This window comes from Neobacillus sp. Fa239 (assembly GCF_055395235.1).
Genome location: NZ_AP041611.1, coordinates 2,996,406 through 3,010,472 on the forward strand (window position 1 = coordinate 2,996,406; position 14,067 = coordinate 3,010,472).

General features: G+C 33.5%; 17 protein-coding genes and 1 riboswitch. Of the genes, 7 read left to right on the forward strand and 10 right to left on the reverse strand.

Going from position 1 to position 14,067, the window contains the following annotated elements; all coding sequences use genetic code 11:
• Position 1 precedes the first annotated feature (1 nt).
• A complete protein-coding gene (locus ACZ5XR_RS14470) occupies positions 2-175 on the reverse strand; it encodes a hypothetical protein (RefSeq protein ID WP_464496975.1) in 174 nt (57 codons plus the stop codon).
• Positions 176-538: 363 nt separating this feature from the next.
• Here ACZ5XR_RS14470 and ACZ5XR_RS14475 point away from each other — a divergent pair, with 363 nt between their 5' ends.
• Positions 539-754: a (4Fe-4S)-binding protein gene (locus ACZ5XR_RS14475; RefSeq protein WP_464496976.1), complete on the forward strand. Its 216-nt coding sequence runs from the start codon at positions 539-541 to the stop codon at positions 752-754.
• 31 nt (positions 755-785) lie between these two features.
• Positions 786-1,076 (forward strand): GNAT family N-acetyltransferase, encoded by a 291-nt coding sequence (locus ACZ5XR_RS14480; protein WP_205178585.1) that lies wholly within the window; start codon positions 786-788, stop codon positions 1,074-1,076.
• 461 nt (positions 1,077-1,537) lie between these two features.
• Here ACZ5XR_RS14480 and ACZ5XR_RS14485 read toward each other — a convergent pair whose 3' ends face one another.
• Positions 1,538-2,362, reverse strand: a complete 825-nt coding sequence (locus ACZ5XR_RS14485; protein WP_464496978.1) for an MBL fold metallo-hydrolase — start codon at positions 2,360-2,362, stop codon at positions 1,538-1,540.
• Between the two features lie 504 nt (positions 2,363-2,866).
• Between ACZ5XR_RS14485 and ACZ5XR_RS14490 the strand changes: the two genes are divergently transcribed.
• Complete coding sequence (locus tag ACZ5XR_RS14490) at positions 2,867-3,856, forward strand: N-acetylmuramoyl-L-alanine amidase (RefSeq protein ID WP_464496979.1); 990 nt, start codon at positions 2,867-2,869, stop codon at positions 3,854-3,856.
• 106 nt (positions 3,857-3,962) lie between these two features.
• On the opposite strand, the gene ACZ5XR_RS14495 is transcribed toward ACZ5XR_RS14490, so the two are convergent.
• From ACZ5XR_RS14495 to ACZ5XR_RS14520, 6 genes are all read right to left on the reverse strand, one after another.
• A complete protein-coding gene (locus ACZ5XR_RS14495) occupies positions 3,963-5,030 on the reverse strand; it encodes a glycosyl hydrolase family 18 protein (RefSeq protein WP_464496980.1) in 1,068 nt (355 codons plus the stop codon).
• Between the two features lie 311 nt (positions 5,031-5,341).
• Positions 5,342-5,755, reverse strand: a complete 414-nt coding sequence (locus tag ACZ5XR_RS14500) for a Fur family transcriptional regulator (RefSeq protein ID WP_464496981.1) — start codon at positions 5,753-5,755, stop codon at positions 5,342-5,344.
• 13 nt (positions 5,756-5,768) lie between these two features.
• Positions 5,769-6,689 carry a metal ABC transporter solute-binding protein, Zn/Mn family gene (locus ACZ5XR_RS14505; protein ID WP_464496983.1) on the reverse strand — a complete coding sequence of 307 codons (921 nt, stop codon included), beginning with the start codon at positions 6,687-6,689 and terminating at the stop codon, positions 5,769-5,771.
• 38 nt (positions 6,690-6,727) lie between these two features.
• Positions 6,728-7,561: a metal ABC transporter permease gene (locus ACZ5XR_RS14510; RefSeq protein ID WP_464496984.1), complete on the reverse strand. Its 834-nt coding sequence runs from the start codon at positions 7,559-7,561 to the stop codon at positions 6,728-6,730.
• The gene (locus tag ACZ5XR_RS14515; RefSeq protein WP_464496985.1) at positions 7,562-8,344 is read right to left on the reverse strand and encodes a metal ABC transporter ATP-binding protein; all 783 of its coding nucleotides are present in this window, start codon (positions 8,342-8,344) and stop codon (positions 7,562-7,564) included.
• 178 nt (positions 8,345-8,522) lie between these two features.
• A complete protein-coding gene (locus tag ACZ5XR_RS14520) occupies positions 8,523-9,104 on the reverse strand; it encodes a L,D-transpeptidase (RefSeq protein ID WP_464496986.1) in 582 nt (193 codons plus the stop codon).
• A gap of 243 nt (positions 9,105-9,347) precedes the next feature.
• On the opposite strand from ACZ5XR_RS14520, the gene ACZ5XR_RS14525 reads away from it, so the two are divergent.
• Positions 9,348-9,509, forward strand: coding sequence for a hypothetical protein (locus ACZ5XR_RS14525; protein ID WP_464496988.1), 162 nt, complete (start codon positions 9,348-9,350; stop codon positions 9,507-9,509).
• 303 nt (positions 9,510-9,812) lie between these two features.
• On the opposite strand, the gene ACZ5XR_RS14530 is transcribed toward ACZ5XR_RS14525, so the two are convergent.
• A complete protein-coding gene (locus ACZ5XR_RS14530) occupies positions 9,813-10,826 on the reverse strand; it encodes a DUF3231 family protein (protein WP_464496989.1) in 1,014 nt (337 codons plus the stop codon).
• 614 nt (positions 10,827-11,440) lie between these two features.
• Between ACZ5XR_RS14530 and ACZ5XR_RS14535 the strand changes: the two genes are divergently transcribed.
• Positions 11,441-11,650 (forward strand): hypothetical protein, encoded by a 210-nt coding sequence (locus ACZ5XR_RS14535; protein ID WP_464496990.1) that lies wholly within the window; start codon positions 11,441-11,443, stop codon positions 11,648-11,650.
• Positions 11,651-11,991: 341 nt separating this feature from the next.
• On the opposite strand, the gene ACZ5XR_RS14540 is transcribed toward ACZ5XR_RS14535, so the two are convergent.
• Positions 11,992-12,429, reverse strand: coding sequence for a P-loop nucleotide/nucleoside kinase family protein (locus ACZ5XR_RS14540; RefSeq protein WP_464496991.1), 438 nt, complete (start codon positions 12,427-12,429; stop codon positions 11,992-11,994).
• A gap of 241 nt (positions 12,430-12,670) precedes the next feature.
• On the opposite strand from ACZ5XR_RS14540, the gene ACZ5XR_RS14545 reads away from it, so the two are divergent.
• A complete protein-coding gene (locus tag ACZ5XR_RS14545; protein ID WP_464496993.1) occupies positions 12,671-12,805 on the forward strand; it encodes an FbpB family small basic protein in 135 nt (44 codons plus the stop codon).
• 678 nt (positions 12,806-13,483) lie between these two features.
• A riboswitch (cyclic di-GMP riboswitch) is annotated at positions 13,484-13,570 on the forward strand.
• Between the two features lie 28 nt (positions 13,571-13,598).
• Positions 13,599-13,721 carry an anti-repressor SinI family protein gene (locus tag ACZ5XR_RS14550; RefSeq protein WP_464496994.1) on the forward strand — a complete coding sequence of 41 codons (123 nt, stop codon included), beginning with the start codon at positions 13,599-13,601 and terminating at the stop codon, positions 13,719-13,721.
• The last annotated feature ends 346 nt before the right edge of the window (positions 13,722-14,067 follow it).

Genomic DNA, 14,067 nt, shown 5'->3' on the forward strand with positions numbered 1-14,067 from the left:
ATTATTCTTTTCCCTCACTGGATTCAATTAACTTAGTTATTATATATCCAACGATATATTCTCTCTGAGTTTTTTCTTCAATATCATCATTCTCAACTAGGTCATCAATTATCTTATTAATCAAGTTCCATAATGGAGTATTTTCAAATTGCGTATAAAGATGAGACACCGACACCTATTTACCTCCTTCACTCAAGCACCCGTTAATTTTAGTACAATGTTTCACAAACCTACTCAATTACCACTTATTTATTACATGAATGCTGCCCCTTTGCTGTTTATATTTCTGTGGAATAAAATCCAATTATAAATAACATCACTACGTCTACAGTATTTTATTTTTAAATAACAAGTCTCAAATTGGAGATTCCTCATAATATAAAGTACTATTAAATTAATATTGTTTTTATCATGTTGCTTCCAAGTGGCTCGTTTGTTGGTAAAAACCCATCATACAGTTTTGTGAAATTTAGATCAGAGGAAGAATTAAGAGGAATTAAAATTATTATTCCTACAGAACTATTAGAAGGAGGATATTATGAGTGAAAATATTAAAACTTATGAAGCTGAAGGTATCAAAATATATTGGAAACCCAATATTTGCAAACATGCAGCAGAATGTGTAAAGGGATTGCCAAGTGTATTCAATACCCAGAAAAGCCCTTGGGTATCACCACAGAATGCAACAGCTGAAAAAATCATGGAAGTGATTGATCGTTGTCCAAGCAGAGCACTTACTTATGAGCAAAAATAAACAGAACTAAAAAAGTTAGGAGAATGAGGAAATGACTGAAATTAAAATGGGCAAGAATGAATTCTATATTGAGGAATCTAATGAAATTATTGCAAAAATTCAATTTATCCCAAGCGGAAAAGATGTAAATGGAAGAAATTTAATTATTGTAAACCATACAGTTGTATACGAGGGACATAATGGTCGTGGATTAGGCAAAGAATTAGTAAACAAGATAGCTGAATATGCAAGAGATGAAAACTTATATATTATTCCTGTATGTCCTTACGCAAAAAGTGTTCTTGAAAGTAAGGAAGAGTATCAAGGTGTACTAGCAAATTGATGCCATTTTATTATATATGCGTTGAATCAGCTACACTTAACTGGACAAAAAAATAAGGTCAAGTAGACTAATCACTAAATCAGGGCATACTGCTAGCCAAAACACATCTTTTACACTGCCATTTGCTATGCTTTTGTAATTTATACCTTCCAATTATTCATAACTCGTAATAAGTCCAGTAGGTAAACTGGATTTTTTTTCGTCGCAATTATGTCAAATACGACATTCATAAACAACCCCTTATTTAACTAACCTGCCGCTTTAGTTCAACAAGAAAGAGCTGCCACTATGACAGCTCAGACCATAAACTCAAGCACTCTTTTATTGAAGAATATGATTTGTTCCCCTTGTCATCTCTATTTACTAACTTTACTGTTAAATGTTCAGGTTGGTATAGGTAACTGAATTTGAGGAAAAAGTTTATTCATAAGTTCTTCAAGCTTTCCTAATAAATTAGTAAATTAAGTATTAAATAATGTTCCATTTAGTGCTTCAATATACCTTTTAGCTGACCTTTGAACCATCAAATCTGCATCTTCTCTAATAATCAGATTAAATGCGTCATATAATCGATTAAATGTAAAATCATTTACCCTATCTGCAATTCTTTCAACTGTTACGCTGGGCAGAGGTATGAAGTTAGGATAACTATACATAAAACTCACCCACTTACGATCAGCCGCCACGCGTACTATATCTCCACTCAATAAAATTCCATTTTGACTGATTCCATTTTCCCACTCTAAAACAGTACCGCCTTTATAATGTCCTCCAATTCTTTGAAGGATAAGACCTTCCTGCAATTCTAGAGATTCTCCAGACCAAAAAATGATTTTCTCGCTGGTTCTAGTCACCCATTCTTTATCATCTTCGTGTATGTAAATTGGAGCATCGAATGTTTCAGCCCATTCTACTTGACTAGAGTAATAATGGGGATGTGATAAAGCAATAGCATCAATTCCGCCTAATTTATTAATATGTGAAATGGTTGATTGATCAATATATGTAATACAATCCCACAATAAGTTGTAATTTTTATGTTGTACAAGATAAGCTGTCTGTCCGATTCCAAAACTTGGATTAGTCTTTATGCTATGTAATCCTTCTTCCTGGAGCTTAATGATATTTCTATATGTACCCACCTCTATCAGCTTTTCTAACGTGGTCCACACCTGACCTTTGGAACTAACAAATTGTCTTTCTTCCTCGCAAATCAAACATTGTTTTGGTGCTTCAATTGAACTCTCATACTGAACTCCACAAGTTTCACAAATAAAGTTTTTCAAAAAATATCTCTCCTTTACTTATTCACTTCCTATTTCCTCTCTTTTAAAATTCACCTAATAATCCAATAATCCTTCTTCAAGTAAACTGCTCGTTAGTACAAGAAGAAAGTTGCCAATTATGGCAGCATGATATTAAACTATTGCTCCCGTTGTGCAAAAATTCACAATATTTTTGGAATAAGAAAAAGATATTAACCGTTTTTTATTTTGCTGTTAATGTCAGTAATTTTTATGGATAAGGTATTTTTTTATGTTGCGACATTTTATAAGCATAAAAAGTGAAGCTGAAAAACAACTTCACTTTTTTGTCATCGCTAATTTTTTTCGATCTTCTGCCAACGGAGGTTCTCAAGCCATCCATTAACAATCATGTTTTCTCCTCCACTTATTTATTAACTTTATAACAGTGATTATAATCTGATAAATACTTGTCCATATTAGTTTTACAGTTTTTAAAAATTATGGAGGTTACATAGCATCCAAATGAAGAACGTAAGACTTATTATGGTACTTGTGATTTTTGTTTTTGTATTACCTTCCCTCATCATTCTTTCTCAAAAATATCAAATTAAAGTATCAAACAGCCAAACTGGATGGGTGATTAATGTTGATACAAAACAAGCGAAGATGAACTCTCAGGATAAAACCCCCAAACGAATTACTATCACTAAGAAAATAAAAGCTATCGTAGGAGTCAATAGTTTAAATGTTCGGGAACAACCCAGTTTATCTAGCTCAGTTGTAGGAAAAGTAAATGCTGGAACAAAAATAACCATCAATGCAGAACGGTCTGGATGGGCAAAAATTGAAACTTCCTCAGGTGCGATGGGGTGGGTTAACACAAATTACATTTATAAGGAAACAGCTAACAACAATAAAACACAACCTGTTAGTGGGAACACAACATCAAAAAAGTCTATTCAAAATAATTTAGAGTCCCTTAAAGGAAAAACCATTGTGCTGGATCCAGGTCATGGAGGGAATGATGATGGGGCAACAAGCATTGTTGGAACATATGAAAAAACATTAACCCTAGCTACAGCTCAAGTTGTTGAACAAAAGCTTGAAAAAGCAGGAGCCGATGTGATTATGACTCGGACAAACGATACTTATATTACCTTAGAACAACGGGCAGAAATCTCAAATAAAAACCATTCGGATGCTTTCATAAGTTTTCATTACAATTGTTATAATGACCCATCCATAAATGGGTTGACTGATTTTTATTATCAAAAATCAAAAGATTCCGCTTTAGCCACTGATATTTTAAATGAGGTTGTTAAAACAACGGGAGAAAACAATGATGGAACAAGATTCGATGATTTGGACGTTTTACGAAACAATTCACAACCATGTACACTGATTGAACTTGGCTACCTTTCAAATAAACAAGATGATTCGATTGTAGAAACCTCTGCTTACCGTGACAAAGTGGCTCAAGGAGTTTACCTGGGATTGCTCAATTATTTTTCATCTCAAAAAAAAGAAACGTAAAAAAGATCAAAGACACGAAAATAGAATTAGTGTCTTTGATCTTTTTCTCTTAAGTCAAAATGATTTTGGATTCATCCAGTATAAATTTTTTGCCTCTTTTTCTATATCATCCAAATTTGGAATATATTTGATTCCAGTAACTAGTGTTAATAAAATTTAGATTCCATACTGCGGATCCACCAAGGTGGAATTGTGAAATCAAATTCAGATAAATGTTAAATGATTTTACAGTAGGTACCCAAATTTTATATTGTAGGTTATTTACATAATAAGAAGTATAATACTCTCCTAAAGTAGAATCCCATGATAGATTTCTATGATTTTGTTCCACTAAACTTTGGACATACTGAATAGATTCAGCAGGATCCTTTACAATGCTTCCTCGCTGATTTTGTTCCCATATTCTCGTATACGCTGGAAGTCCTAATATTATTTTTTCAGGAGAAATTCCTGTTTGTATAAATTCTTGTAAATTCTGTTTTAACCATGATAATGATGTTACAGGGCCAGGAATAGGATCTGTGGACCAGTGTTGATCGTATCCCATAAAAACAACATAATTACAATACTTTCCAAGTATCTCGTGATCAAATGGTGATTTGTTATTGTTTTTTCCACTGGGATCTGGAGGAAGGTCAATGGAAAGAACAATTGAAGTATTATTTAACTCATTTGATAAATTTTTAATAAATTGTGAAAAGGCCTCACGATCTCCACTACTCACATTTTCTATATCTATGTTAATCCCATTCCAATCATTCTTAAGTGCAGATTGGTAAATTTGTTTAATCAATTCCTGAACTTTATATTGATTAGTAAGGAAAGCATGGACATTGTTTTCTGTATCAGTGTTTATTATGATCCGTGCCCAGACCGCTTTCTTTTGTGCTTGTATGGTGTTTGTTTCATTAGAAATGGAAGTAACTTGTAAAGAAAATTGGTCATCGATAGTTGCTAAGACTGGAGTCACAACTTTTAAGTTTTTATAATCAGTTAAGTGTTGAAGATTTTGACTATCTCCTGAGATCCAGCCAATTGTTAAAGAAGATTTTTGTATAGACTCTTGCCCTTTTTGAGATTTTGAGGAAATTTGCTTTTGAGTCGATGCGTTTAATGTCTCCTTAAAACGTTCACCATACCCTGAACTATAAACTATAATAGTGGGGATGATCATTACAATAAAAAAAAGTGAAGAAAGGAATAAAATCCAGAATGACCTATGAAATCGAAGTTTGCTAGAAATATTGTACTTATTAATGTTTCCCTTCCCCCTTTTTCTTTTTCAATATCAGTAATCTTGTAATCGGATTCGATACTTTTAAAACTAAGATTGGTGAAATTGCCTGCATTTAATGTATATGAACATCAGCAGAGGCAAGAACACCAAAACTATTAATTTTCGTCATTCACATCCAACAAAATAGATATAATTACAAATAAAAAAACGTACCAAAAGGCACGTTAAATATTCCCATCAAATTATCCTTATCCACATTCGCTGCAATAACCATATATCTCAAATTTATGACCTGTAATCTTAAAATCCCCAAACATATCTTGTAATATCTGCATTGGGCACATATCCAATTGGATCGTTTTTTTACACTTTGTACAAATCACGTGATGATGATGATGATCTTCTGATGAACAAGAAAAACGATACTGTCTTTCTCCCAGAAACTCCGTTGCTTCTAGTATCCCTAATTCCTCAAGAAGTGAGAGATTTCGGTATACTGTATCAAAGCTAAGACCAGGATAACTATCTTCCATAAAATTCATGACTTCCTTCGCAGGCATGTATCGTTTTTCATTAAAAAATATCTCTAAGATTTTTTCTCTTTTACCTGTATATTTATATCCGTGGTCCTTTAACAGTCTTAAAGCACTATCCACATCCATGAATACGTCCTCCTTACTGAATGCCTAAAGCCTTACCAACTTGATCTAATTGATCATTCATCCACTGCAAATAATTTTTACCCTTGGGCTCTGTTTCAGTTACTTTTACAACTGGAACTCCAGAGGATTTGGCCATTTTTACAAGATTGTCAACTGTCGGACTAGAGTTTTGTATATTGTTAACGAATAGTTTGATATTTTTACCTTTTATATCATTTTGTAATTGACCAACATCTGAAGCGGAAGGCTCAGTGCCGTTATCGATTGCTTTAGAAAACTTCTGATCATTTACTTCCAAATTAAGTGCATTTGCCATGTAATCAAAAACGGGCTCTGAAACATCAATCTTTACTCCAGTAGTTTGTTTCAGTTTTTGGACTTTTTGTCGAAATGGTGCTAACGAATCAATAAATGATTGAGCATTTTTTTGATACGTTTTAGCCTGACTTGGGTCTATCTTTGCCAGATCATTTGCTAGTTTCTTCGCAAGTTTCGGCATTGTATCTGGATTGTACCAGATATGTTCATTATCCCCTTCTTTTTTCCCCATCACATCATCTGCGACTTTGGTGATGGTTTTCGATTTTGAAGAGGAATCAGCATTGATGAGCTTATCCATCCAGCTGTCATATCCGATACCGTTATACACAATCATTTGGGCATTACTAACCGTTCTTGCCGCATCAGGAGTGGGTTCATAGTCATGTGGGTCCGTATTAGGATTGTCTAAAATGGTGGTAACCTCAACATGATCACCACCCACAGATTTTGCAACCTCTCCATAGAAATTCTCTGCTGCAACGATTTTAATTTTCCCAGATGAATTAACTGCGTTTGACGAGTACGAAGAAGTGCCACAGGCACTTAATAGAAATATCAAAGATACGGTTGCCGCAAGACCAGTAATCTTTGAAAATTTGCTTAATTTTATCATATTTTAAGATTCCCCTTAGTACACAGATTTAAGTTTTACTATACAGTAGTAGCTTCTTTAGGTTTCGTTCGCTCATGAAGGGATCTCCATCCAAGGGACATAAAATACAATAAACCCTCAATTGCTGTGATTAAAAAGCTAATTGGCAAGTTAGAATAGTAGCCAACAATCAAACCAACCCAAACTCCAATCAAAGCTATTAACGAGGAAATCAATATCATTCGGCCAATGGAATGAGTTAGGTTACGAGCAGCTGCTGCTGGAGTGGTCATTAGGGTGAAGACCAGTAAAGCACCCACCATTTGCGAAGCTTCTGTGGTTGCGACTGCAAGTAAAAGCAAAAAGCTGATGGAAATAAAACGTATTGGCAAGCCAGCTGCTTGAGCACCCACAGGGTCAAATGAATCAAAATTTAGAATCTTATACCCCAGTGTTAGTAAAAGAATAACGAAAACTGATAGAAGTGAAATTTGCCATACGGCAGTTGAACTTATGCCAAGTATATTTCCAAAAAGAAGTGAAGTCATCGAGTTTGCGTTTTTGGTTGAAAGAGACAAAAACAATAATCCTAGTCCTAAGAACACACTTAAAACCACGCTAATGGATACCTCACGTCTAAAGATCTTCACACCCATCTGACCAATTGCCAGTGCACTTGCAACTGTAAAAAGAAGAAACCCATTTAAGGGGCTAAATCCCATATATACAGCAAAGGCAGAGCCAGAGAATCCAATATGTGAAAATGTATGGGCAATAAATGAGCTATTTCTAGCAATCACGTATACTCCTATTATTCCACACATGATAGAAACAATCGTTCCTGCAATAAAAGCATGTTGCATAAAATCAAATTGAAAAATAAAAAACACCACCTAATCCGCCATCGAATGGATACAAATCGATTTGGCGGTTTCTTTTGTATTTGCAAATGAGACTAGCAAACTAGAACCTGCATGTATAACCTCTACTGGCATCCCATAGAGTTTAGATAAAACAGAGGACTGCATGATTTCATCAACTGTTCCGATAGCATAAGAGCCTTTGGTCATATACAGGATTTTATCCGCATACCTCGAAATCAAGTTAACATCATGACTGATAAATAAAACTGTTATCCCACGTTCACGGCGAATTTGATCCACTACCGATGCAATTGCTTCTTGGGCACCTGGGTCTAAATTTGAAGTAGGCTCGTCAAGTAACAATATTTGCGGGTTTCTCACCAATGCTTGAGCTAAGAAAAGACGTTGGCGTTGCCCGCCTGATAACTTCCCAATTGGTTTTTCTGCAAAATCCATAGCATTAGTCAATTCCAAAGCCTCTTCAACGGTTTTTCTATCTTGGCGAGATAGCCATGGTCTAAATTTATGATGGAGCCCTAAACTGACAAAATTCCGAGCTGACAACGGTGTTTCAGGATCAATTTGTCTGGATTGTGGTACATAGCCAAGAGCAGAAGCATTTGCGATTTCAACTATACCTTCTTGCGGTTTAAACATTTTAAGTAAAACTCTCATAAGCGTAGTTTTCCCTGAACCGTTTGGGCCAATAATTCCTAAAAATTCACCAGATTCAACTGAGAAATTTAGGCTCCGTAACACCCATTTCCCATCAAAAGATACATTTACATTTTTAAGGGTGACTGCTTCAGTCAAATCTACACATCCTTTAAACTAATAATTAAATCGGCATTATTCCTATTTATAAATAGTAACGATTTCGATTTAATATGTCAATTATTTCTCTTTGTAGTATTAAATCAAATGAAAATATTAAAAAGAAAAAGCCAGATAAGAAGAACCTTCTTCTATCTTGGCTTTTTAGTGTAATTTATTAGCTTATAACTACTTTAGTGTTGTATTCTATATTATCATAAATCCATTTTGCATCAGGAATAGCTAGTCGTACACATCCATGTGATGCCTTATGCCCTAGCTTCAATGCCTCACTCTGAATCACATTTCCCTTCTTATCCGTTGCAACCGAATGAAATAAAAACTCCCCATGATTTTTCCACGAAACCCAGTATTTAGCCCCCTCTTTTTCACTGGGATTATAAAAACTTGTCCCCCTTTCCCTCTGGATATTGAAGGTTCCTTCAGGGGTAAATGTGTCGGGACTTGTATCTAGCCCAGTTGAGCATATCATTGTATAGATAATCTTATTTCCGTTCATAATGTAAACCTTTTGTTTTTCTTTAGAAACTTTGATCCAAATGGGAGCGTTTGGAACTAATTCAGGATAGGTCCCTCCAGTAGGCTTTAACCAATTAACAGGTTTAGCCTTATTCTCACTTTTTATCTGATGTTTGTTAGTATGTGTTGGAAAGTAAGAGTTATAAAATCCAAATAGTAAAATGAAACTTCCTAATAAAAGCCCCAAACCTATTTCGAATAATCGAGGAATTTTTTTCATCCTCATCCCTTCTCTCTACTTTAATTAATCATACAAATAAATTTTAAAATATATCTCTATCATAAAACAGGGACTTTTTAACAATTTTTGCACACCAAACCCTGAATTTCTATAATATTCAGAAGGTCTTTCCTGTTCCAAAAATTACTTAAAATTGTCTAAATATTATTTTTTTTGTTAAAATAGGGGGAATTCAAAATTAAACATAAAATATTTTCTTACTAAAATGAGGAGGCTTTTTTAATGAGTACAATCGAAAAAACAATTGATCGTATAAAAACGGAAGGTTTTTCTTCAATAGATGTACAAAAAGCCATATCGAAAATGAGAGAAGAATCTACGAATGAAGTGTCGAAAACAGGTAGTTTGGATAAATATCTTTACTCGTTCTGGGATGAAGAATAGTTCATTAATCAAATTTCGAAAAAATACATAGAATATAGCAGGAAACCAAATCGTGTCTTTTTTCTTTGGTATTAATATTGATACTCTATCTTTTTTTTGGGTATTTACAATGTTTAGTTGAACAAGTTCTTCTCCTTTATTATTGGTTCAATTAAAATGGGGATTGCCGCAGCAATCCCTTCTTAAACATGAGCCCCAGATAGTTTAAAATAAGCGTAAAAGCTTTCTCAAAATACATCCCTCCATATCGAACATTTAGGTGTTAAAAATAACACAAGTTTTATTTTCAGCTACAGAAACAAATCAATTCATTTCTCCTTTTATAATGGCAGCTCGGTCCTCCATTTGCGGAGGTTCTTCAAACCAACCGTGTTTAATCTTAATTTCAATCCCTTCTTGTCCGTAGAAAAATATATCTTTAGCGATTAATGCATTTTTCATGATGATATCGTTTCTCATAGCAAAAAATGCCCCGAAACTATTTCCGACAATACAGAAGCCATTAAGAAGGTATACACAATGCATCATGAGTTTTTCAGAAAATGGTGCAATTGTTGAAGTCGTTACCGTACTTCCAGATGTAGCAGAGAAATGAACATTGCTTTCTAATAGAATTTGTTCAAATGTTTGGATTTGTTTCTTACAAAGGTCTATTCCTTTTACAAAGAATGCTTTTACTTCTTTGGTCTTTGCACATTGGGCAAAACCAATAAGCAATTGCATACCAATATTATTTGATTCAATAGCATGATGAAGAATGCCAAGTTCAAGATCATTTAAAGCCCTTTTGTCAACAAATGGATTAAACCCACCCATATAATTTTTATTTTCAATAAATTCAGTTGTTTTTGGCATGGTCACTTTTGGCGGAAGGGAGAGGATCCCCTTTTCAAGCAGGTACAGTGTAGCTAATTTATAAATTTTGTGGGTGACAGCCGTTAACCCCTCATAAATCGTCATTACTTGGTCGTTATAAGCCATGTTCATATTCATGGTGTACATACCCATACTCACTTCTTTTAAAATACGAAGAAACATGATGTCAAATCCATTGTCCCATAAAGCAGGTGCCTCTAAATTCACGTCTTCTTTTGTAAATCCAACAGGTTTTACAATTCCTTGTTCTTTAAACAACTGTTCCATTTGTAAAACATAATAATTTAATTCCTGCCATAGACCTCCTAAAAGGTTTTTGCCTTGCTGTTCATCTGATTTTTCGATAAAGTATTCCAATATTCTCATAATCATTGTTTTTTCCATGTATGTAAGCCAAAGTGTACCGACCTCTGATGCACTTAAAGGATTGGTTAGAGCCAATACAATTACCCCCATGTGATTTAGCTTTTTGTTTGTATTCTTATATTTCTCGACCAATTTACTAAATATGTTTTAAAAATGTAAATAAATAGGAATTTAAAACAAAAGAACAAAAAAAGCATTGACGACCTTTAAACGCCAATGCCAAAACCCTTTAAGTATACGTTAGGTGTGATAGGACAATTTTTAATTTTGATGTTTTTGTTTTTGTGCTTAACTGCTCGTTAGCACAAGAAGGAAAAAGAACCGCCGCAGGGTTTTGTTCTTTAACTATTACCCGCCCCGTTACTTGAAGAAGAGAATCTTTTATCTCAGTTCTTTATAATCATCGTTTATAATACGGAACACACTTTTCTAAAAGTAATTGAAATCCGTAAATTATGAATGAAAAACCGAAATATGTTAAGAAAATATGTATACTTTTCCAATTAACTAACTTATATACCTTTAATTTTTGAAATACATAATTAAGAGGAAATGCAAGAAGCATATCCATTAAAAAATTTATTGCAACATATCGCTGAAATTTTCCAAATGTTAAATGAAAAATCCACAGTGTTCCTGCGAAGAAGGAACCGAATACATAACATAAATCAGTAAGGATTAATGTTGTCTTGTTCCCCTTAACTATCCAAAATTTATATGGGATTGATAAAGCGCATACACTTAAAACAAGTACGGATGTAAAGGTTGTAACAGGTAAATATTTACAAAATGACTTTTTAGGTAAAAAAATTAGTGAAGCCCCTGATATTAAAACTAATCCTATCCGAATTATTGCAGGAACCATTTTTATACCCCCCTCCTCAAAATATTATTTGTAATACATATTAATTTATCCAATTAGATACTTTAAATTTTTTTACTCGAACCCATTATGGCTTCAATAAGTGCAGTTTCCGCTTGAACTAACCTGACCAGTTAGCGGAACAAGAAAAGATGACCGCCACAACTATCCTTGCCGGAATCCGATTTATCACTCAAGCATCCGGTTTTTTTAAGTCAAATTTTTCACAAACCATAAAGATACTCTATATAAATACCTATATTTTATATAGAATTTTTCCAAATATTTTTAATGCAAAATGGAATTAGAGAGATAAAATACTTATTCATTTTTTAGTTGGAGGTTCTAATATTAGCTTGTTTAGTTATAAGTATAGAATTATTCAAGTTCCTCTGAAGAAGGTGGCTCAAAGATTGGTATCCACTCTTTAAGTTTAGTTTCAGGTATTAAAAAAGTCCCATCTGGATTCTGTTTATTTCTAGTTTTTAGACGTTCAAACAATAACTCTTCAGGTACATCAACAAAATGAATTTTAAATTGAGCTCCTAATTCCTTTGCTCGAGAACGGAACTCGTCTCGTTGACTTCGAACCCAACATCCAAAATCTAGGATAACATCAATGTTTAGAACTAAAATTCTAGCTGCAAGGTCCCACATAAGAGATTCCACAGTATCATGTCTAGCATCATGCTTCGCTTCATCTGATTCCGTCATGTTCTCCCCATAATCATGACCGAATAAACGGATGTGCCATTCCTCAGGAGTAAGACGCACTGCTGAATATTTCTTTTCAAGTTTACGTGCAGGTATCTCCAATCTTTCAAAAAGACAAACTTTTCTTTAAAGTTATATGCCTAAATTAAATAGCTCATCTAAACATCTTCTTAAATAAACCTGCTTCGTTACTTTAATTATTGTTAATTCCATAGGGATAGGTATTTTTTAATATTTCATTTTGTCTAATTTTACAGAATTTTCCCTCTTTATTAAGTATTTTTTAACGATTAGATGATAAACTAATGATCATAATTTAATATCAAGAAAGGTGACAGACCTCATGAGAAAACGAATTATAAACTTTAATAAACTAGTGTTGGATAATAAAAAGGAAATCATCAAAGACCTTGATCTAGTAGATAAAATTGAGAAAAAAATCGAGGAAAAACACTTTAAGCGAATACGACTATCTTAGAGCAACTACATCCTGTTACTCTCTTTTTGTTCTCTGATTATTTTCCGTTGGAGAGAAACTGTCCGGGAAACTAAATAGTTGAAAAATCATCCAATAGGCACCAAGTCATGATACGACTCCGTGCCTTGAATCTTTTAGGAGTGGCCACAAATGGAATCCAAAAAGACGTGTGAATTGCATTTTTTTAGCCCAAAACCGAACCCGTTACCATTTTCAGCCACTCTAAACTTATCCTTTAATTTATCTATTACTACGGACAATTTTCACAGTAGTAAATTCCATCTACTTTATCCTTCCTTAATTCCTCATATAGGAACAACTGGCTACAGCATTCGCACTTAATCAACTCATCAGCACAACCTTCGCATGCTTTCCACTCATAGCCTGTATCTACGATGTTATTTTCTTCGAAATAGTCATTACAAAAGTCACATCGTACATTCTTATCCCCCATAAATTACCTCCCCTTTTATTAAGTGGATTCAAGTATTACTTACCTTTAGTTATGAAACACAAATTGGAGAAATTTGAATTAGCTAAATAAAATATATAAATAAAAGGCAAATAAATTCAAAGTCTTTTTCAGCATCTCCGCAAATATTGTCGAACTATTTCGGTTTTCATTTTGTTCAATATAGTGAACGTTTGTGTTACAATTATTTCAACTTATTAACAATATTTAGAAAAAGGCAAACCCTTCGAAAGATTGGGACGCAAAGCTACGGGTCTAAAGTTATTCATAGCAATGACGGCTGAGCTACCTAAAATAGTAATATTTTAGGAGGTTAATGTAATGACTGCTGCAACAGTTTATGAAAAAGAACTAGACAAAGAATGGGTTGACCTTATTATTAAGGCTCGAAATTTAGGAATTTCTATTGATGAAATTAAAGAATTTCTAAAAAAACAATCTTGACCTTTATTTGGTCTATTTTTTTTCTTCGCCATTTATTTCAAAAAATTATTAGGTATTTTTAACCACTCATTTATTTACATGATGAAAATTCTATTCTAAAATTAAGTCAAGTGTTCTTAATCAAGTACAAATACAACTATAAAAAGAAGGTATTTTATGATATTTCCTTTAATAGAAAAAGCAAATAATATTTAGGACTTTCTCTATGATGATAAAAATAGTTAACAGTAGGCATTTACTAATAATAAGGACTCATATACTAATTATTTGAATTTTAAATTTATGGTACAAGCAGAGTAAAAGCAATTATGGGATATACAGAACAGGGAATGAGGTTAATCTTCAT